Raw genomic sequence first — 19825 nt, 5'->3', positions numbered from 1 at the left:
AACATTCATTATTTGGAGGGGTGTCATGAAAGAACATACAGTTGCGGGACTGATAAAAAAATGGAAGGAAAATCCATTACTTAAACAACTAATGGACACTGAAGAAACTTTCTGGTTAAATCCGAACTACACAAGCATGTTTGATCATCCAATTGTTCAAGCAGCAAAGGTGAAAGAGGCAGAAGAAAGATTGAATAGGTTTGCTCCGTATATTGCCATAGCCTTTCCGGAAACAAAACCCATGAATGGAATCATTGAATCTCCATTAGTCGAAATAGCTTCCATGAAGAGTCGAATGGAAAAAATCTATGAAATTGCCATCCCAGGTAAACTACTGCTTAAGTGTGACAGTCATTTACCGATCTCCGGTTCCATCAAGGCTCGAGGTGGCATATATGAGGTATTAAAACGGGCGGAAGAAATAGCGATGAAAGATGGGGGGTTTAAAGAAACCGATAACTATGAATTATTGGCCAGTGATGAATATAAAGAGTTATTTTCACACTATTCCATTGCTGTCGGGTCGACAGGGAATCTAGGTTTAAGCATTGGGATAATAAGTGCCCACCTTGGGTTTAAGGTAACCGTTCATATGTCAGCTGATGCCAAGCGGTGGAAAAAGGATAAACTCAGGTCGCTCGGTGTCATCGTAAAGGAATATGAAGAGGACTACAGTAAAGCCGTTGAGGAGGGGCGCAGACAGGCCTCTCTCGATCCCAGTTGTCATTTTATTGATGATGAAAATTCAGTCGATTTACTTTTTGGTTATGCAACGGCCGCAACACGGCTAAAAGAGCAATTGAATGAAAAGTCGATTATAGTTGACGAAGAACATCCTCTGTTCGTGTACTTACCTTGTGGTGTGGGTGGAGGCCCAGGAGGGATAACGTATGGGCTTAAACTGGCCTTTCAAAAAAATGTTCATTGCTTTTTCGCAGAGCCAACCCATTCACCATGTATGACGCTCGGGTTGGCAACAGGACTTCATGAAAAAGTTTCCGTACAGGATTTTGGGGTGGATAATAAAACGGAAGCAGATGGCCTGGCAGTCGGTAGACCCTCCAAGTTGGTTTCGAATATGATGGACTCTATGTTGAGTGGAAGTTTCACGATTGGGGACGAGAGATTATTTGACTTCCTTCGAATGATGGCTAAAACGGAAGCTTATTATTTAGAGCCATCAGCCCTGGCAGGAGCATATGGACCGGTTCAAATATTCAGTAGGGAAGAAGGAGAAAAGTATATCATTAAGGAAGGATTGACAGGAAGGTTAAATCAGTCCACGCACATCATATGGGCTACAGGGGGAAGTATGGTCCCGAAAGAAATGATGGAAAGATACTTAACAAGAATGTAACAAAAAAAGAAGTTCAGTAACCATTCTGAACTTCTTTTTTTGTGTCGAATCCCCATGAAACCAGCAATAGTTGAATGGCTTTTTCCAGTTCCTTCTCAGGAATTCCTGCAAAACCAAGAATGATTTTGGGTGGACTTTCTTTCTTATGTTGAATGCTATAGGAAGATAGTCCGTAAATCTTAATATTAGCATTTGAAGCTCTTAGGATAAGATCCTCTTCATTCATACCATTTTTAACGATGAGGACGATGTGAAGTCCTGATCGCTCGCCAATTATCGTTATCTGCTGATGATGGGGTTTAAATAGTTCCAAAACCTTTTCCAACTTTCTACGATAAACTTTTCTCATTCGGTTTAAATGTTTCTCGAAATCTCCTTCTCTCATAAACTGTGTCAAAATATGTTGATCGATTCGGGAGACAGTTGAATGGTAAAAAGATAATTCCTCTTTATGTTTTTCTAGTAAAGCGAGAGGCAAAACCATATAGCTGACCCTAATAGAAGGAATCAATGATTTAGAAAATGATCCTAAATAAATCACTTTATCACCAGCATCCAAACTTTGTAGAGAGGGAATCGTTTTTCCACTATAACGAAATTCACTATCATAATCGTCTTCAATGATATAGCGGTTTTCCGTCTCTTGAGCCCAGTTCAACAAGCGACTACGTCGGTTAACGGACAAAACCGTTCCATAGGGAAAGTGATGAGAAGGGGTTATATAAAGGACGTCAATATTGGATTGATCGATTCTATCCACCTTCACGCCTTCTTCATCCACTTCTAGTGGATACACATCATTTGGATAGCCTTTCAGAAGCCGCAAAATTAAATGGTATCCGGGGTCTTCGACACCATATACTGTTTTTTTATCAAACAGTAGTATCAGCTGTTGCAGTATAATCTCCAGCCCTGCACCGATAATGATTTGCTCGGGCACACACCGGACTCCGCGAGAATGGTACAGGTAATGGGCAATTTCACAACGTAACTCATATTCGCCTTGAGGGTCTCCTAGTAAAAGGAGTTCTTGATTTGATATGTCTATAGTGTTTTTTGTATATTTACGCCATTTTTCAAAAGGAAAGTTTTCTGTATCTATCTGGCTGGGGTGAAAATGAAACAGGAAATCATTCTTGTTATTGACCGTCTTTTCGACTGGGGCATTCACAGGTTGTGTGTATTCCAAATCCTCGGAAGTTTGAATGTAATACCCTTTTCGTGGGATGACTTCAACATAGCCTTCAGCACATAATTGCTCATATGCTGTCTCGACAGTATTTTGACTGATGTGGAGAAATTCGGCTAGTTTCCGTTTTGAAGGCAACTTTGTACCAAAAGGGAGCCGCCCATTTACAATTTCCGTTTTTATGTGTGAATATAACTGTTCATATAATGGCACTTCATCCATACGGTTTAAATTACATGCTAGCATATCCATTTTTTTACCGCCCTTTTCGTGGTTTCTATCTGACCCTATCATTTTCATTAAAACTGACACTTTCAATGTGGTCAACTATTTCTTATACTAATGAACAAATCTTAATTATGCAAATATTAGGGGGAAGAAGAATGGAAAAGCTTGTAGGAACCGATACAGTTAAAAGAGGAATGGCGCAGATGCAAAAGGGTGGCGTAATCATGGATGTCATAAATGCAGAGCAAGCAAGAATTGCTGAAGCGGCGGGGGCGGTGGCTGTCATGGCTCTTGAGAGGGTACCATCAGATATTCGTGCTGCAGGCGGTGTGGCAAGGATGGCCGACCCAAGGATCGTGGAGGAAGTGATGAAAGCTGTTTCGATCCCAGTGATGGCTAAAGCAAGGATCGGTCATATTGTGGAAGCGAGAATCTTGGAATCCATGGGAGTGGATTACATTGATGAAAGTGAAGTACTGACTCCGGCCGATGAAGAATATCATATTTTGAAAAGCGATTATATAGTACCTTTTGTATGTGGTTGCCGGGATTTAGGGGAAGCCTCCCGACGTATCGGCGAAGGGGCCTCGATGCTTCGGACGAAGGGAGAACCTGGGACAGGGAACATTGTGGAAGCTGTACGGCATATGAGAAAAGTTCAATCTCAAATTCGTAAAGTATGCATGCTGAGCGAGGATGAATTAATGACTGAAGCAAAAAGTATTGGTGCTTCTTATGAAGTTCTGAAGGAAATCCGGCGCACAGGGAAATTACCTGTAGTAAACTTTGCAGCAGGTGGAATTGCGACTCCTGCAGATGCCGCCCTGATGATGGAACTTGGGGCAGACGGTGTATTTGTGGGCTCAGGAATCTTCAAATCGGAAAATCCCGATAAATTCGCTGCTGCCATCGTACAAGCAACTACATACTTCACCGATTATGATTTAATAGGCAAGTTGTCTAAAGAATTGGGAAGCGCGATGAAAGGAATTGATATTTCTAAGTTGGCCCCAGCTGAGAGAATGCAGGAGCGTGGATGGTAAACATGGTAACCATAGGTGTTTTAGGTTTGCAGGGTGCTGTAGATGAACATATGAACCAAATCAAGGAAGCCGGTGAGCATGCGATATTAGTTAAGAACCCAGAACAGTTAAAGGATATCGATGGCCTAATCATTCCGGGTGGAGAAAGCACCACTATGAGAAAACTAATGGACCATTATGGTTTCATGGAGCCGATTACGGCATTTTTCGAACAAAAAAAACCGATTTTCGGTACTTGCGCAGGGATGGTATTAGTGGCAAAGGAAATGGTTAGTTTGGAACATCCCCATCTTGGTTTTATCAATATTACAGTGAATAGAAATGGTTTTGGTCGTCAGAGGGAAAGTTTTCAAGCACCCCTTATAGTTAAAGGAATGGAAGAACCTTTCATGGGTGTCTTTATCAGAGCACCTTTTGCCGTTGGCGTAGGTGAAGATGTGGAGATATTAGCAAATTATGACGGGAAAGTAGTGGCGGCTAGACAAGAACAGGTTCTTGTCAGTTCGTTTCATCCAGAACTGACCGGTGATCAACGATTTATACAACTTTTTTTAAAAATGGTGAAAGACTCAATCAATAGAGTTGAAAAGCTCTAAAAATCCTGCCCTAACGGGGCAGGATTTTTAGTCAATGGCATAATACGATTCTTATTAGTGTTTCAAAAATATAAATTCCAATTAAGTTACTTGACTTTTATTTTTCTGATAATTAAGATAATTAATTGAAGTTGCTTAACTGGAAAGGACCCAGATCCTTTGCAGATTTTACATACAGGAGGAATAGATATGAGCGAAATTATAATTTTATCAGGCAGCCCTGCTATACCATCAAGAACAGATATTTCATTAAAATATATCCAAACGTTGGTGGAAAAAGAAGGATTTACAACGAACTATCATTCTATTACCGAGTTTTCTGCAAACGACTTATTCCAAGGTCGTTATGATAGCGAGGATATTCTAAGACTTTCAGAAAAGATTAAGCAAGCTAATGGTATCATTATTGGTTCACCTGTCTATAAGGCATCTTATACAGGAGTGTTGAAAGCTCTAATTGATTTATTACCCGAGGGCGCGTTTAAGGATAAGCCAGTTTTGCCCATAATGGTTGGGGGAAGCAACAGGCATTTATTGGCTATAGATTATGCGCTGAAACCTCTTATATCAATATTAAAAGGGGAACCGATGCAGGGGTTATACTTTGTGGATAAAGAAATCGATAAGCAGAATCCAAAACATCCGATTAAGGAAGTGGAATTACTTGATCGTACAAAGAGTCAAGTAAAGGAATTTGTAGAAGCCATACAAAAAAGAAGAAATTGATGATTTCTTCTTTTTATCTTGACCCTTCCCATCAACGAGTTAAGTTATAGGCTACTTTAAAGGTTTATTCAAGCTTGTTCAGGATGAATGAACCTTTTTTACTGGCTTAACAAATCACTGTAACAAACTTGAACTATTTGTGTATAATAATTGAAGTTAAACCAAAATATTAAACCAAGTTAATTTATATGAAAACTCCATTGACAATGATTTGATATGTGTTAATATTTAAAATAATAAAACTTATCAAGAGCGACGGAGGGATTTGGCCCTTTGAAGTCCAGCAACCTGCATCATGAATGCAAGGTGCTACATCCAACAAAATGTCATCATTTTGGAAGATAAGGTAAATAAGATTACCTTATCAATCTTTCCATCTTGGCATGGAAGGATTTTTCTGATTGATTTTATTAATTTGGGGGAATTCATTTACAAGCTGATCATCTTACGACAAGCTAGTCGACGAGTTTTCTTAAAGGAGGAATAGCCTTGGAAAAGGAAAATCAGCTGGGGGAAATATTTGAAAGGCTGCAAGAAATGCTAAAAACTATGAAATATGGATCCATAACCCTTATCGTTCAGGACGGTAAGGTTATACAAATGGAAAGAAACGAAAAATTGAGAATTAAATAAATGGACTGCTGACTAGAAAACTAGAGGTGGATTTAGCTGATATAAATAGGAAACTATTGGTTAAAGCCGCCTTTTTCATTATAAGAAATGGTGTTTCAAAGGCTTTCAAAGATATCTGCTGTACCATAGGGTGATTCTTAAAAGGGGGTATAGAGTTGGCAGAGCTAGTGGACTATGAAAATATTGATACAGCGACATTACCTTCGTTCCCGGAAGATAGCGATACAAAAGGCGCGTTAGAAGTATTGGAATGGGCAAATTCAGAGTACGGAGATAAACTCATTTATGCCTGTAGTTTTGGGATTGAAGGAATTGTACTGACAGATTTGCTGGCAAAGGTTAATCCTTCCGCCAAAATCGTATTCTTGGATACGGATGTTCATTTCGCTGAGACTTACCAATTAATCGAACAAGTGAAAAATCGTTACCCACGGCTTTCCATTGTAATGAAGAAACCGGAAATGACATTGGAAGAACAAGCCGCTGAATTTGGTGATGAATTATGGCTTCATGACTCAAATCAATGCTGTAACATCCGCAAAATTACGCCGCTCACTGAAGTATTATCAACAGCGACGGCTTGGCTCTCGGGACTGCGCAGGGAGCAATCGGAAACCCGTGCATTGACTGAATATATAAACAAGGACAACAAATTCAAATCTATCAAAATTTGTCCGCTCATTCATTGGACATGGAAAGATGTATGGCGTTATGCGCATAAAAATGGCTTACCATATAATGTGCTTCATGATAATGGATATCCAAGTATTGGCTGTAAAATATGTACAGCACCTGCCATTAATGCTGATGATCTTCGTTCAGGACGATGGCAAGGTGCCCAAAAAACAGAATGCGGATTACATTTATCATAATTATAAAAAATTCAGGGGGAAATCAGCATGACCATTAGCTTGCCGCACGGAGGAACATTAATCAATCGCTTTGAACCAGACTATGATTTAACTAAAATAGAACAATCCGTTGAAATTGATGAAATCTCATTAAGCGACTTGGAACTTATAGGGACTGGAGCATACAGCCCCATTGAGGGATTCTTTTCAAAAGAAGACTATCAAACAGTAGTAAAGGATATGAGGCTTAGCAGCGGGCATGTCTGGAGTATTCCTATTACATTACCACTTTCCGCTGATGTGGCAAACGCTCTTACAATCGGAGAAGAAGTAAAGTTAACTCATGAGGGCCAAACTTATGGAGTCCTTGCCGTTTCCGATATATTTACACCTGATAAGCAAGTGGAGGCAACTTTAGTTTATCAAACGGATGATGAGAATCACCCAGGTGTAAAAAATCTATATAATCGTGGCGATGTATATGTAGGTGGTAAAATCAAGCTTATTAAACGGATCGAGCGTCCATTATTCGAGGATCATTATTTAGACCCAGTTGATACCCGAAAAACATTTGAAGAAAAAGGGTGGAAAACGGTTGTCGGTTTCCAAACAAGAAACCCCGTTCACCGTGCCCATGAATATATTCAAAAAACAGCATTGGAGATAGTGGATGGATTATTCTTAAACCCATTAGTTGGTGCCACGAAGTCCGATGACATTCCTGCTGACGTTCGGATGGAAAGCTATAAAGTATTACTTGAAAAGTATTATCCAAAGGACCGTGTCTCACTTGCGGTATTCCCAGCAGCCATGCGATATGCAGGACCTAGAGAAGCGATTTTTCATGCAATGGTTCGTAAAAACTACGGATGTACTCACTTCATTGTCGGACGCGACCATGCAGGTGTGGGCGATTATTACGGTACGTATGACGCACAAAAGATCTTCGGGAACTTCACTTCTGATGAGTTAGGGATAACATTATTATTCTTTGAACATAGCTTCTATTGTAAAACATGTGGGAATATGGCTTCTGCAAAAACATGTCCGCATGGTAAAGAAGATCACGTCATCCTTTCTGGGACGAAGGTTAGGGAAATGTTACGGAATGGGGAAATTCCACCAGCCACTTTCAGCCGCAAAGAAGTAATCGAAGTATTGATAGAAGGGCTTAAGAAGAACGAGGTATATAACTAATTATTGTAAGTTTTAGAAGGAGGATCCTCATGAGTAAAAGTACTAATGTAACTTGGCATGATGCATCGGTAACGAAGGAACTTAGACGGAAGCAAAACGGTCATGAGAGCACGGTGATATGGTTTACCGGGCTTTCAGGTTCTGGGAAATCAACGATCGCCAATGCTGTTGCAAAAGAGTTGTATAATCGGAATATCCGAAATTATGTTTTGGATGGGGATAATATCCGTCATGGACTTAACAAGGATTTAGGCTTCTCAGAAAAAGATCGCACAGAAAATATTAGACGGATTGGAGAGGTATCCAAGCTCTTCGTGGACAGTGGTCAATTCGTATTAACGGCATTTATATCACCTTTTCGTGCAGATCGTCAAATTGTTCGGGACCTGCTTGGAGAAGGCGAGTTTATTGAAGTGTACATAAAATGTCCACTTGAAGAATGTGAAGTCCGTGATCCAAAAGGTCTTTACGACAAGGCGCGTAAAGGTATCATTAAAAATTTCACTGGAATCGATTCTCCATATGAAGAACCGGAACATCCGGAAATCGTATTGGAATCCAGTCAGTTTAGTGTAGAAGAGTGCGTCGAACAGGTTATAGACTATTTGACAACAAAGAGAGCGATTTAACCTAGGGGGAAAAGAAATGGTGTACGAGAAGATTTGGGCGGACAATCCAGCGCTTGCCAAAAACAAAATGGAAATTCGGAAACTGGAAAAAGATGCTTTGAAGATTTTTGACGATATTCCTCATTACGCGGCAAATGGATTCGACTCCATCCCTAAAGAAGAATGGGATGTGTTCAAATGGGCAGGTCTTTACTTACAACGTCCTAAAGAAGCTGGTTATTGGATGATGCGTGTTGTGATTCCAGGAGGGATTCTCACATACGACCAACAGATCACCCTTGCAAATATTGCTAAGGATTATGGCCACGATGTCTATGACATCACTACACGGCAAGCTATACAATTTCATTGGTTGACGATAGAGCAAGTCCCTGATATATTAAATCGTCTAGATCAGGTAGGATTGACAACAGCGGGTGCTTGCGGAGACATAACACGGAATATTATCGGCAACGCTCTAGCTGGAATCGATCCAGATGAGTTATTCGATACGCGGGAAGTCCTTACGGATGTATTTGAATACTTCAGAATGAATGAAGACTTTTCGAACCTTCCACGTAAATATAAAATGTCAGTCAGTGCTAATATACATAATGCTTCAAACTCCGAAATCAATTGCGTTTCCTTTAATCCGGCAACAAAGGTCATAGATGGGAAAGAAGAAGTCGGCTTTCATGTGAAAGTTGGTGGGGGTCTATCCTCAGTCCCTATGCTGGCACAAGAACTGGATTTATTCGTTTTACCTGAGAAAACGGTAGAAGTGGCTGTAGCGATCACAACGATTTTTCGTGATTTCGGATACCGGGAAAAACGCCACCGTTCACGTTTGAAGTTTCTTGTTGCTGATTGGGGCCCTGAACAATTCACGGAAAAAGTACTGGAATACACTGGGCCGCTACCTGACAAGGGAGAAAGTGCGTTGAAGGAATGGAATGCTGGTTATTTTTACGGCATACATAAACAAAAACAGGAAGGCCTCAACTATGTGGGTGTCAATATTCCAGTTGGTCGACTAACGCCCGAAGAGGTTATCGAGTTCGCCGAAATAGCTAAAAGATATGGAAATGGGGAAATCAGGAATTGTAATTCACAAAACCTGATTATTCCGAATGTATCGGATGGAAATCTGGAAGCCTTAAAACAGGAAACAATCTTTGAAAGATTTCCATACGAGCCCAAGAAATTTCTCGGTTACTCCGTTTCCTGCACAGGTATAGAATATTGTAACCTAGCACTTGTTGAAACGAAAAACAGGATGAAAACCATTGCCGAAACATTGGATAAGGAAATTGATTTAGATGTTCCGGTAAGGCTGCATATGGTTGGCTGCCCTAATAACTGTGGCCAGCGAGCGATTGCTGATATAGGATTACAAGGGATAAAAATGAAAAACCAAGATAAAAAGATGGTTGAGGCTTTCGAAATATACGTGGGCGGAACATTAAATGCTGGCGGAAAATTCAATGAAAAACTAAAAGGAAAAGTGGAAGCGGAACAACTTTATCATGTCTTGAAAGAGCTAATTCTTTATTTTAAAGACAAAAAACTTCCCTCGGAAAGTTTTCTTGAATTTGTTGAACGGGTTGGAACGTCGGAATTACAGAATAAACTGGATAATGTCTTAGCGAGCATGATTGCTGTTTAAAAAGAGGTAAAAAAATGATGAATCTTTATCGCTTTGAAGTTACAATTAAGAATGAATTATGTCATGTCGTCATTGCCGCAGATTCAGATGAAATGGCTTTCCAGCTTGTCGATATCGAGCTGGAAAAACGGTTTTTGAAAATGCCGATGGTTAATGACGTATCATTATATGAAAAGAAACAAATTAAAAATGGAGCAGGTTTCGTTTTAACGAATTTCGAAACAGTACTCTGAGGAAAGGCGGATTGCAAAATGGGGAAAGTATATCTAGTAGGAGCCGGTCCCGGAGATCCAGATTTAATTACAGTAAAAGGGTTAAGATGTATTCAGGAAGCTGATGTTATTTTATATGACCGCCTTGTAAACAAAGAGTTGTTGACTCATGCCAAAGATGGCGTAGAATTGATTAATTGTGGAAAACTGCCGGATTACCATCTCTTGCAACAAGAAACAATCAATCGTTTTCTCGTCAAATATGCAAAAAAGGGTAAGGTGGTCACCCGATTAAAGGGCGGAGATCCCTTTGTGTTCGGTAGAGGCGGAGAGGAAGCGGAGGCTCTTGTCGAAAATGGAATACGCTTTGAAATAGTACCGGGCATTACAGCTGGCATAGCCGCATCGGCCTATGCAGGTATTCCGGTTACCCATAGAGACCATGCATCATCATTTGCCATTGTAACCGGTCATCGTAAAAAGGGTGAAGACGATAACATCAAATGGGAATCGCTTGCTAAAGGCATCGATACATTGGCGATATACATGGGTATTAAGAACCTTCCGTATATTCAAGGAAAACTCTTGGAACATGGGAAAAGCCCAGAGACACCTGTAGCATTAATCCATTGGGGGACATTGGATACACAAAAGACGGCTATCGGTACATTAGGCACTATACTAAAAACTGTCCAAAACGAAGGAATCTCAAATCCCTGTATGATCGTCGTTGGAGAAGTAGTTAACTTAAGTGGGAAAATTAATTGGTTCGAACCAAGGGAAGTCGAAAAGTTATTGGCTAACGAGGCCTTTTAATGGAAGCGATTCTTTACATATGTCATGGTAGTCGCGTTAAAGAGGCTTCCGCGCAAGCTATCGATTTTATTCGAATTTGTATGAAACGACACCCCAATGTTATTCAAGAGTATTGCTTTCTGGAATTGGAAAGCCCGACCATAGAAGAAGCATATGCAGCTTGTGTATACAGGGGAGCAACAAAAATTAAAGCGATCCCGATTCTCTTATTAACTGCTGCGCACGCTAAACATGATATTCCACAGGTTTTACGTAAAATGAAAAACCAATTTCCTGATGTGGAAATGAAATATGGTAGGCCAATAGGGGTCAGTGACAGAATGGTGGATATCTTAGAGGAACGTTTGGTAGAAACAAAAGAAAAGATAACGGAAAATTCACTTGTTTTATTGGTTGGGCGGGGAAGCAGTGATCCTGATGTAAAAAGAGACTTAGGCCATATAGCCAATTCACTTCAAAACAGGATACCAAACACTAGAGTGAAGGACTGTTATTTGACAGCGGCGTCACCAAGCTTTGGAGAAGCACTGTTAAAAGCGAATTCGACTCCTGTAAACCAAATTTTCGTAATCCCTTATCTATTGTTTACTGGTCTTTTAATGCAATCGATGGAAAGGGCAATATCGGAAGTCCAGAGAAACAGCGACAAGAAATTTGTCCTTTGTCCTTATCTTGGCTATCATCCTAAGATTGAACAAGCAATATCAGATAGAATTCAGGAATTATCTGGGGAGAGTGCTTATGTATCCGATTACGCTTAATCTCGAAAATAAAAAGTGCGTCATTATCGGCGGCGGTAAAATAGCCTTTTTTAAGGCTAACCCTTTAATAAAAGCAGGAGCTATTGTCACTGTGATAAGTCCTGAGATTTGTGAAGGGTTCCAGCAACTTCAAGAACAAGGGGCCGTTCATGTTGTTCGTAAAGAGGTGGAAGCATCGGATTATCAAGAAGCCTTTTTAATCATTGCCGCAACCAACTCATCCAAGGTTAATGAAGAAATCTACAAAAATGCTCATGAAAATCAACTCGTCAATGTCATCAGTAATCACGAGATGGCAAACTTCCACATTCCGGCAACTTTACATAGAGGAAAGCTTTCAATCAGTGTTTCCACAAATGGGGCAAGCCCTCAGCTAGCTAAACAGATCCGTAATGATTTACAGGAAGTATATGATGAATCGTATGAGGATTATCTCGAATTCCTATTCGAAGCAAGACAGCATATAAAAAGCAGTTCATTTTCAAAAACAGAAAAATCCATGTTGTTAAAAAATTCAATCGACGTGTTGTATAAGCATTCCGTTAAGGAAAGATATCGATTTTTAGTGAGTCTTATGCCGGTTGAAATTGATTAATAGATTGCGCTCATCAGAGAAAAGGAAGGCACCTTGCAATGATAATTTATCATTGCAAGGTGCCTCTTTTGACTATACATGAATGGTGTATATAAGGTCAGTGTATTAATGGGGAGGAAGTCATGGGAAAGTTCATCGTGTTAGCTTTCATCAGTTTTTCAAGAATGAATAGATGGTTCACTTGGAACAGTCATGGGAAAGTTCATCTTCACTCCAATTGATGTTTTGAACTACTCCAGCAGTTGCTTCAGTTTAGCATGTTATCCGTCCCTTATCAGAATTGGAACCACCGCTGTTTCAGTGGCCTCGTCTATCAACCTTGGTATTGTAGACAAGAATATAGTCTATCGCATGGTTTCCAGGGGAAATGGAATACATGTCTTTTTAGGCTGTCTCGGAATCTACCATAGAGTCACAAAACTGTCTTTAGCAAAAAAGCTAGGAACATATTCAGCCTAAGCGAATTGACTCTTAAACAACCCTTGTGGTTGTTTTTTGCATTCCATGGAAACCTCATTCTAAAATTTAATCAGTTCATTTATACGAGGAATTTAGTTTCTTCCCTTTTAAGAAGTTTTCTTACTATAATAAGTCCAATCGAATGAGACAAGGTATCCATATACTATTGTTGAGGCTAAATAAGAAAGGGGTACATCAATGTCCATTTTTTCAAAAGACTCAACAGGCTCAAGGCTAGGCAAAGTTCTAGCACGGTTTCGGGCTGGCGATTCATTTTCATTAGAGATCGTTCCCGGGTATATCTTCACAGTCAATAACAAGTTCAACGCTACACTCAAGAAAAAAAAGGAGAAAGAGTGTAAGCAAGATGAGACGTGTCAGGAACGAAAAAACAAACACGACAATAAAGAAAATGATTAAACCATTCCATGATTTATGTGTCAAGATTGACCAGTAATCTTCTTAAAGAATCAGTCATCTGAATGGATGGCTGTTTTTTTATAGGTCGATCTATAAAGAGTTTTGCCTTTTTAAGTCATCATGGATTTATTATCGAGATAAAAACATCTGAAAAGGTAGTTAAATATTTTACAGTTTTGTACAATAATATAAAAGAGATAACTTAACGTTATAAAAGGAGTTTTAAAATGTACAGCATACCCGATCACCTAGCGAAAAATTTGGATATCCTGTTTGTTGGCTTCAATCCTAGTATCCGTTCAGGACAGACAGGACATCATTATGCCAATCCAAATAATCGCTTCTGGAAGATTCTCTTCGAAGCTGGATTAACCGAAAGAAAATACGATCCTTCTGAAGACTTCGCTTTATTAGGGTTGGGTTTTGGATTTACTAATATTGTTTCTAGACCGACAAAAGGGGCTGCCGATATCACTAAAGAAGAATACAAAGAGGGAAGAAAACAACTACTTGCAAAGATAAAGCTTTTCAAGCCTAGGATTGTTTGTTTCGTCGGTAAGGGAGTATATCAAGAGTATCGGCAGAAACGAGACGTTCCATGGGGCTTACAGAAAGATCCTTTGTCGAAGGAAACGATGGAATTTGTAGCCCCATCTTCAAGCGGTTTGGTTAGGATGAGGATAGAGGATATTATTGAAATCTATCGAGAATTGCCGGAGCTTTTGAAGAAGTGAAAATACATAATAAGGGCGGAGACTTATGAGGCAGGATAGTTTGGGAGAAGAGCGTATCTATACAGATGTCAATGAAGGGCAAAGTTTCTGGGAAGGGGTGAAGGACTGTATCCCAACTTTACTGGGATATCTAAGTATCGGCTTTGCGGCTGGGGTAGTCGAAAAAACATCGGGCTTAAGCATGGTGGAAATTGCCCTTATTTCCCTCTTATTATATGCAGGATCCGGTCAATTTATAGCGTCAGGCATGATTGCGGCAAGTCACCCGATCTCTGCCATTGTTTTTACGATCTTTTTCATCAACAGCCGCCATCTTTTACTAAGTGCGGCATTGGCACCATATTTCCGTCATCAAACAACGAAGCAAAATATACTAACAGGTGCCTTGTTAACAGATGAGACTTTTGGCGTTGCCATTAATCATGCACAGCTAAATAGAGCCATCAATTTTAAATGGATGTTAGGTCTGAATGTTGCCGCCTACTTTAATTGGTTCGTGGCAAACATGGCAGGGGGCTTTTTAGGGCAATGGATTCCCAATCCCGAGAAATATGGCATGGACTTTGCATTGCCTGCAATGTTTATTGGGCTTCTTGTTTTGCAGATTTTAAGACATAAAAAGTATTTTCTTGACTGTTTGGTAGCTCTCGGTGCCATCATAATTGTAGTGGCTTCAAGCTTTGTTTTTTCTGGAAGCACAGGTGTCATCGTGGCAACAATAATAGCATCAACCATAGGGGTGGTGATTGAAAGGTGGAAATAAACGCATATATTTTCTATGTGATTTTAGGGGCCGCCATCGTTACTGTCATCCCTAGAGTCTTACCATTAGTGTTACTTAGCAAAATGCATATTCCTGAGTGGGGCATCAATTGGCTGAAACATGTTCCTGTTGCTGTCATGGCTGCCCTACTTGCTCAGGAACTTCTTTTAGTGGATCAATCGTTTTCTTTAAGGGAAAATTTATTGAGCCTAGCTGCTGCACTGCCTACATTTGCAATAGCCATTTTCACACGAAGCTTACTAATTACCGTACTTGGAGGAGTTCTTTCATTAATGGCATTAAGAATATTCTTTTAAAAAAGTTTAAAAAGTACTAACTTTTTATTGAATGAGTCGATATAACTAGTGAGGTTCGCCTCACTGGTTTTTTTGGTGCGTGATAATTGGGTGGGGATTTATCTTAACTTAAAAGGTTTAGGAAGCTTGATTATCAAAAACGCGCGGGCTTACATATTCTATAATAAAAGAATTCGTATTGTAAGCGCTTTAAAGATTGGATGAATGTTTAATAATTGAATGGCTGTTAATAATGGAAATAAGCAAATTGCTACGGAGGTGTTTAAGTAATGAATATAAATGGAGCCTTAGAAGTCCTTGATCGTATGCGTCTTTCTAATGGGGCATATACAGCAAGTCTTTCTGAAGATTATAATTATGTATGGGTTAGGGATGTAGTTTACACAGTGTTACCTTTTTTAACTGATTCATCCGATCGATATATGAATGCCTATCATGCATTATTTGATATATTTCGTATGTATGAATGGAAAATAGACATTCATACCGAAAAAAAACCTCAATATCTTTTTGAATATATTCATGCTCGGTACTCCACTGATTTAAAAGAACTTCCAGTTGTATGGGGCCATGCCCAGAATGATTCAATTGGTGCTTTTTTATGGGGGGTTGGCGAAGGTTACCGGAATGGGCAAAAGGTCATACGAGATGAACATGACTTGGAAATTGTGCAAAAGTTAGTCGATTATCTTGAGTGTCTTCAATATTGGCAGGCCGGAGATAATGGGATGTGGGAAGAGAATATTGAAATACATGCATCAAGTATTGGAGCTTGTGTAGCCGGTTTAACTTCCGTAAAAATGCTTGTGACCGTTAAGGAAGAATTAATCAAGAAGGGAGAGGAAGCTCTTCGTTTCCTGCTTCCACGAGAAAGCTATACGAAGGAAACCGATCTTGCCCTTTTATCATTAATTTATCCATACCGTCTAGTTGATCGAAATACTGCCCTGAAAATTTTAGAGAATGTTACGAATCGTCTTGAAAGGACTTACGGTTGTATACGTTACGAGAAGGATCTTTATTATAATGAAGGGCAAGAAGCCGAATGGTGCTTCGGGCTCCCTTGGATTGGACTTTGCTACCTTGAACTAGGTATGGTGAACAAGGCGATGGATTATATTGATAAAACAAAAAAAATCATTCCTTTAAATTGGGAGGTGCCCGAATTATATATTGGAGGAAGAGACGTCCCTAACGGAAATACCCCGTTAGCTTGGTCAGTTTCTTTATCATATTTATTTTTGGAGAAAACAAATATGATGCAGAATGAAAAAATTAAATAAGTCATTTAGAGCATGAAAATAAGCTCTTCCCATCAAGGGAAGGGCTTACATTTATTTTGGGGGAAATATTTTATTACATTTATTGGGTATTCTTCCATTAAAATGTTTAAAGGTAGTGCAAAAAGGGCATTTATTACAATATATCGCCTCTGTTTGAAGGATAAATGCCATGTTTAACGAATATATATATTAACTGGTACTTATTGATACGAATATGCTATCGAGTTTATATTGTTCATGTTGATGGAGGCGGATAAATGAAGACAATGATTGGCCAACTAGAAGATAGTTATCCAAGTGACTTTGATTTATATTTATTTCATGAAGGTACGCTTTATGAAAGTTATAAAATGCTTGGGGCGCATATTCTAACATCATCAGGTATAGAAGGTGTAAGATTTGCGGTTTGGGCACCTCATGCCAAGAAAGTTTCAGTAGTGGGAAACTTTAATAATTGGGACGGTACAGATCATTTTATGAAACGTATCGATAATTCCGGTATCTGGGTATTATTTATACCTGGATTAAAAGAAGGTGATTTGTATAAATACGAAATACATTCACCGGGAAATAAGCAATTTCTAAAGGCAGATCCTTATGCTTTTTATTCTGAAAAGAGACCAGATACAGCCTCCATTGTCCATGGTTTGAATAGCTTCGATTGGGCTGACTCGAAATGGCTGAGTGATAGGAAAAAGGGAAATGTTTATCAAAAACCCATGTCCATTTATGAAGTGCACCCTGGTACATGGAGACAGACAGCGATGTCCGAGTTTTATACCTATCGAGAGTTGGCTGATAGCTTAGTAGAGTATGTGGTTGATAATGGATTTACCCATATTGAACTGATGGCCATAATGGAACACCCTTTCGATAAATCATGGGGATATCAGGTGACCGGTTATTATTCAGTAAATAGCCGCTTTGGATCTCCAAATGATTTTAAATACTTGGTGAACCTTTGCCACCAAAAAGGGATAGGTGTCATATTAGACTGGGTTCCCGCACACTTTTGTAAGGATTCCCATGGTCTTAGCTGTTTTGATGGTACTCCACTCTATGAACCAATTGAATTTGATCGAGCTAATCGACCAATATGGGGAACATTTAATTTTGATTTTACGAAACCAGAGGTTATTAGTTTTCTCATATCAAATGTGATGTTCTGGATGGATGTATACCATATTGATGGTGTACGTGTGGATGCCGTTTCTTCCATGATTTATTTGAATCATGATAATCCCTTGCCAGTAAAACTTAAAAACCAATATGGCGGGGAAGAGAACCTAGAAGCGATTCGGTTTTTACAAAAATTGAATGAAGTGATTTTTGATAAGTATCCTAATGCCTTAATGATGGCTGAAGAAGCAACAGATAGACCCCTTATTACTTCTCCAACTGATATAGGAGGTCTAGGCTTTAATTATAAATGGAATATGGGATGGTCAAATGATATCCTCCGATATATGCAATTGGAAACAAGTGATAGACCCAGTCATCATAACCTCTTAACCTTCTCATTTCATTATGCATTTTCAGAAAATTTCGTCTTGCCTTTCTCTCATGATGATGTGGTTCATGGAAAGAAGTCTTTATTGAATAAGATGCCGGGAGACTATTGGCAGAAGTTTGCTAATTTGCGCTTGCTCCTCGGGTATTTCATGACGCACCCAGGAAAAAAGCTTCTCTTTATGGGCGGGGAATTTGGACAGTTTATTGAATGGAAAGATGATGAACAGTTGGATTGGTTTCTTTTGGAGTATGAGTCCCATACAAAGTTAGCTCTTTATTTTCGAACCCTGCAACAATTTTATCGAGAACATTCATCTTTATGGCGACAGGACCACGTACAGGATGGTTTCGAATGGATAGATCCCAATAATCGTTCCCAGAGCATTCTTACATTTATGAGAAAAGGTAAGCGAAAAGGAGATTATTGTATCGTGGTTTGTAATTTTTCAGAGCAGACACACTATCAGCATAAAATTGGTGTCCCATCTCTAGGGAAGTATATGGAGGTATTTAACAGTGATGACCTTACCTTTGGAGGGTCTGGACAAATCAATCAAGAACCTCTTCATGTAAAAAAAGAACCTTATCATAACCAAAGATACAGTATGAATATTACAGTTCCTCCATTAGGGGTTTCAATTTTTATGAAGCAAACAAAAAAAAGGGCTGGGAGAGTGAACGAATAATGGGAGCAAAAAAGTGGATTGCGATGTTATTGGCAGGAGGTCAAGGCTCAAGGTTAGGTGAATTAACTATTGGATTGGCAAAACCTGCAGTTCCTTTCGGTGGTAAATATAGAATCATAGATTTTCCATTAAGTAACTGCACTCATTCCGGTATCGATACGGTTGGGGTCCTGACTCAATATCAGCCATTGATACTTAATGATTATGTCGGAAACGGAAAAGCATGGGACTTGGATTTAGATGTGGGTGGCGTTTCTGTCCTTCCCCCTTATCAAGGAAAAGAGGGTGGGGAATGGTATAAGGGTACAGCTAATGCTGTTTATCAAAATATTCAGTATATCGATAACTATGATCCTGAGCATGTGTTAATCCTCTCAGGCGACCATATTTATAAAATGGACTATAGCAAAATGCTGGACTATCATATCGAAAAATCTGCTGAGGCAACTATAGCAGTGATTCAAGTACCTTGGCAGGAAGCAAGCCGCTTCGGCATTATGAATACGAATGAAGGTGATAGGGTCACTCAATTTGATGAAAAGCCAAAATACCCGAAGAGTAATCTGGCGTCAATGGGTGTATACCTTTTCAACTGGAAAACATTAAGAAAATATCTTATAAATGATGAAAAAGATGTGAATTCTTCCAATGATTTTGGCAGCAATATCATTCCAAAGATGCTGGAAGATAGAAAGAAATTGTATGCTTATCGATTTAATGAATATTGGAAGGATGTTGGAACGGTTGAGAGCCTATGGCAAGCCCATATGGACTTATTGGAAGAAAACCCTAATTTCCAGTTAGATGACCCGCAATGGAAAATTTTCGCCCGAAATGCTAATCATCCGCCACAATATATTTCGAGAGAAGCGGAAGTCACACAATCGCTCGTGAATGAAGGCTGCATGATTTATGGGAACATTGACCATTCCGTCTTATCCTATAATGTCAAGGTTGGATTTGGCTCAACCATAAAAGACTCGGTCATAATGCCGAATGTCACCATTGGCAATAATGTCCACATTGAAAGAAGTATCATAGCAAGTAATTGCGTGATTGAAGACGGAGCAGTGGTAGGTAATTCAACCGTGACTTCTGACATTACCTTAATTGGAGAAAATCAGACCATTACTGATTCAAATAAAAAAAAGATAACTCTTAATTGATCAAGGG

The 19825-nt window shown here is 39.4% G+C and carries 21 protein-coding genes and 1 riboswitch; of the genes, 20 read left to right on the top strand and 1 reads right to left on the bottom strand.

Annotation, left to right across the window (positions count from 1 at the left end):
- Window positions 1-25 precede the first annotated feature (25 nt).
- Window positions 26-1357 carry a D-serine ammonia-lyase gene (gene dsdA, locus AC503W_RS10350; protein ID WP_494914103.1) on the top strand — a complete coding sequence of 444 codons (1332 nt, stop codon included), beginning with the start codon at window positions 26-28 and terminating at the stop codon, window positions 1355-1357.
- 13 nt (window positions 1358-1370) lie between these two features.
- Here dsdA and pdxR read toward each other — a convergent pair whose 3' ends face one another.
- Window positions 1371-2798 carry a MocR-like pyridoxine biosynthesis transcription factor PdxR gene (gene pdxR / locus AC503W_RS10345; RefSeq protein WP_427687104.1) on the bottom strand — a complete coding sequence of 476 codons (1428 nt, stop codon included), beginning with the start codon at window positions 2796-2798 and terminating at the stop codon, window positions 1371-1373.
- A gap of 131 nt (window positions 2799-2929) precedes the next feature.
- Between pdxR and pdxS the strand changes: the two genes are divergently transcribed.
- The 19 genes from pdxS (at window position 2930) to AC503W_RS10250 (ending at window position 19818) form a co-directional block, all read left to right on the top strand.
- On the top strand, window positions 2930-3817 hold the full coding sequence (pdxS, locus tag AC503W_RS10340) for a pyridoxal 5'-phosphate synthase lyase subunit PdxS (RefSeq protein ID WP_427687106.1): 888 nt from the start codon (window positions 2930-2932) through the stop codon (window positions 3815-3817).
- Window positions 3818-3819: 2 nt separating this feature from the next.
- Window positions 3820-4413 (top strand): pyridoxal 5'-phosphate synthase glutaminase subunit PdxT, encoded by a 594-nt coding sequence (gene pdxT, locus AC503W_RS10335; protein WP_427687108.1) that lies wholly within the window; start codon window positions 3820-3822, stop codon window positions 4411-4413.
- A gap of 189 nt (window positions 4414-4602) precedes the next feature.
- The gene (gene ssuE, locus AC503W_RS10330) at window positions 4603-5139 is read left to right on the top strand and encodes an NADPH-dependent FMN reductase (RefSeq protein ID WP_427687110.1); all 537 of its coding nucleotides are present in this window, start codon (window positions 4603-4605) and stop codon (window positions 5137-5139) included.
- A 240-nt stretch (window positions 5140-5379) separates the two neighbouring features.
- Window positions 5380-5487: riboswitch (SAM riboswitch) on the top strand.
- 168 nt (window positions 5488-5655) lie between these two features.
- A complete protein-coding gene (locus tag AC503W_RS10325) occupies window positions 5656-5772 on the top strand; it encodes a YezD family protein (RefSeq protein WP_402873240.1) in 117 nt (38 codons plus the stop codon).
- 167 nt (window positions 5773-5939) lie between these two features.
- On the top strand, window positions 5940-6644 hold the full coding sequence (locus AC503W_RS10320) for a phosphoadenylyl-sulfate reductase (protein WP_494917331.1): 705 nt from the start codon (window positions 5940-5942) through the stop codon (window positions 6642-6644).
- Between the two features lie 27 nt (window positions 6645-6671).
- A complete protein-coding gene (gene sat, locus AC503W_RS10315; protein WP_402873151.1) occupies window positions 6672-7820 on the top strand; it encodes a sulfate adenylyltransferase in 1149 nt (382 codons plus the stop codon).
- A gap of 29 nt (window positions 7821-7849) precedes the next feature.
- Window positions 7850-8449, top strand: a complete 600-nt coding sequence (gene cysC / locus AC503W_RS10310) for an adenylyl-sulfate kinase (RefSeq protein WP_402958809.1) — start codon at window positions 7850-7852, stop codon at window positions 8447-8449.
- Window positions 8450-8465: 16 nt separating this feature from the next.
- Window positions 8466-10094 (top strand): nitrite/sulfite reductase, encoded by a 1629-nt coding sequence (locus AC503W_RS10305; RefSeq protein ID WP_427687112.1) that lies wholly within the window; start codon window positions 8466-8468, stop codon window positions 10092-10094.
- Window positions 10095-10108: 14 nt separating this feature from the next.
- On the top strand, window positions 10109-10327 hold the full coding sequence (locus tag AC503W_RS10300; protein WP_402988589.1) for a DUF3906 family protein: 219 nt from the start codon (window positions 10109-10111) through the stop codon (window positions 10325-10327).
- An 18-nt stretch (window positions 10328-10345) separates the two neighbouring features.
- Window positions 10346-11122 carry a uroporphyrinogen-III C-methyltransferase gene (cobA, locus tag AC503W_RS10295; RefSeq protein ID WP_427687114.1) on the top strand — a complete coding sequence of 259 codons (777 nt, stop codon included), beginning with the start codon at window positions 10346-10348 and terminating at the stop codon, window positions 11120-11122.
- Window positions 11122-11883: a sirohydrochlorin chelatase gene (locus AC503W_RS10290; RefSeq protein WP_427687116.1), complete on the top strand. Its 762-nt coding sequence runs from the start codon at window positions 11122-11124 to the stop codon at window positions 11881-11883. The genes cobA and AC503W_RS10290 overlap by 1 nt, the downstream gene beginning before the upstream one ends.
- On the top strand, window positions 11864-12478 hold the full coding sequence (locus AC503W_RS10285) for an NAD(P)-binding protein (RefSeq protein WP_427687118.1): 615 nt from the start codon (window positions 11864-11866) through the stop codon (window positions 12476-12478). Before AC503W_RS10290 ends, AC503W_RS10285 begins: the two co-directional genes overlap by 20 nt.
- A gap of 657 nt (window positions 12479-13135) precedes the next feature.
- Window positions 13136-13357, top strand: a complete 222-nt coding sequence (locus tag AC503W_RS10280; protein ID WP_427687120.1) for a hypothetical protein — start codon at window positions 13136-13138, stop codon at window positions 13355-13357.
- Window positions 13358-13584: 227 nt separating this feature from the next.
- The gene (locus tag AC503W_RS10275) at window positions 13585-14091 is read left to right on the top strand and encodes a mismatch-specific DNA-glycosylase (RefSeq protein ID WP_402873129.1); all 507 of its coding nucleotides are present in this window, start codon (window positions 13585-13587) and stop codon (window positions 14089-14091) included.
- A gap of 25 nt (window positions 14092-14116) precedes the next feature.
- Window positions 14117-14854, top strand: a complete 738-nt coding sequence (locus AC503W_RS10270) for an AzlC family ABC transporter permease (RefSeq protein WP_427687122.1) — start codon at window positions 14117-14119, stop codon at window positions 14852-14854.
- A complete protein-coding gene (locus tag AC503W_RS10265) occupies window positions 14845-15171 on the top strand; it encodes an AzlD domain-containing protein (protein ID WP_402958824.1) in 327 nt (108 codons plus the stop codon). The genes AC503W_RS10270 and AC503W_RS10265 overlap by 10 nt, the downstream gene beginning before the upstream one ends.
- Before the next feature lie 269 nt (window positions 15172-15440).
- Entirely contained in the window at window positions 15441-16454 is a 1014-nt protein-coding gene (locus tag AC503W_RS10260) for a glycoside hydrolase family 15 protein (protein WP_427687125.1), read from the top strand.
- Between the two features lie 257 nt (window positions 16455-16711).
- Window positions 16712-18652 carry a 1,4-alpha-glucan branching protein GlgB gene (glgB, locus tag AC503W_RS10255; protein WP_402988607.1) on the top strand — a complete coding sequence of 647 codons (1941 nt, stop codon included), beginning with the start codon at window positions 16712-16714 and terminating at the stop codon, window positions 18650-18652.
- Window positions 18652-19818: a glucose-1-phosphate adenylyltransferase gene (locus tag AC503W_RS10250; protein WP_402873115.1), complete on the top strand. Its 1167-nt coding sequence runs from the start codon at window positions 18652-18654 to the stop codon at window positions 19816-19818. The genes glgB and AC503W_RS10250 overlap by 1 nt, the downstream gene beginning before the upstream one ends.
- The last annotated feature ends 7 nt before the right edge of the window (window positions 19819-19825 follow it).

This window comes from Peribacillus suis, from assembly GCF_059384845.1.
This window is presented reverse-complemented; position numbering and strand designations above follow the sequence as displayed.

Excerpts from the sequence above, each read along its gene's own strand:
- ssuE (WP_427687110.1), top strand. The coding sequence starts at position 4,603 with ATGAGCGAAATTATAATTTTATCAGGCAGCCCTGCTATACCATCAAGA.
- sat (WP_402873151.1), top strand. The coding sequence starts at position 6,672 with ATGACCATTAGCTTGCCGCACGGAGGAACATTAATCAATCGCTTTGAA.
- pdxT (WP_427687108.1), top strand. The coding sequence starts at position 3,820 with ATGGTAACCATAGGTGTTTTAGGTTTGCAGGGTGCTGTAGATGAACAT.
- AC503W_RS10305 (WP_427687112.1), top strand. The coding sequence starts at position 8,466 with ATGGTGTACGAGAAGATTTGGGCGGACAATCCAGCGCTTGCCAAAAAC.
- AC503W_RS10290 (WP_427687116.1), top strand. The coding sequence starts at position 11,122 with ATGGAAGCGATTCTTTACATATGTCATGGTAGTCGCGTTAAAGAGGCT.
- AC503W_RS10280 (WP_427687120.1), top strand. The coding sequence starts at position 13,136 with ATGTCCATTTTTTCAAAAGACTCAACAGGCTCAAGGCTAGGCAAAGTT.
- AC503W_RS10285 (WP_427687118.1), top strand. The coding sequence starts at position 11,864 with ATGTATCCGATTACGCTTAATCTCGAAAATAAAAAGTGCGTCATTATC.
- cysC (WP_402958809.1), top strand. The coding sequence starts at position 7,850 with ATGAGTAAAAGTACTAATGTAACTTGGCATGATGCATCGGTAACGAAG.
- AC503W_RS10300 (WP_402988589.1), top strand. The coding sequence starts at position 10,109 with ATGATGAATCTTTATCGCTTTGAAGTTACAATTAAGAATGAATTATGT.
- dsdA (WP_494914103.1), top strand. The coding sequence starts at position 26 with ATGAAAGAACATACAGTTGCGGGACTGATAAAAAAATGGAAGGAAAAT.
- pdxR (WP_427687104.1), bottom strand. The coding sequence starts at position 2,798 with ATGGATATGCTAGCATGTAATTTAAACCGTATGGATGAAGTGCCATTA.
- cobA (WP_427687114.1), top strand. The coding sequence starts at position 10,346 with ATGGGGAAAGTATATCTAGTAGGAGCCGGTCCCGGAGATCCAGATTTA.
- glgB (WP_402988607.1), top strand. The coding sequence starts at position 16,712 with ATGAAGACAATGATTGGCCAACTAGAAGATAGTTATCCAAGTGACTTT.
- pdxS (WP_427687106.1), top strand. The coding sequence starts at position 2,930 with ATGGAAAAGCTTGTAGGAACCGATACAGTTAAAAGAGGAATGGCGCAG.
- AC503W_RS10250 (WP_402873115.1), top strand. The coding sequence starts at position 18,652 with ATGGGAGCAAAAAAGTGGATTGCGATGTTATTGGCAGGAGGTCAAGGC.
- AC503W_RS10275 (WP_402873129.1), top strand. The coding sequence starts at position 13,585 with ATGTACAGCATACCCGATCACCTAGCGAAAAATTTGGATATCCTGTTT.
- AC503W_RS10270 (WP_427687122.1), top strand. The coding sequence starts at position 14,117 with ATGAGGCAGGATAGTTTGGGAGAAGAGCGTATCTATACAGATGTCAAT.
- AC503W_RS10260 (WP_427687125.1), top strand. The coding sequence starts at position 15,441 with ATGAATATAAATGGAGCCTTAGAAGTCCTTGATCGTATGCGTCTTTCT.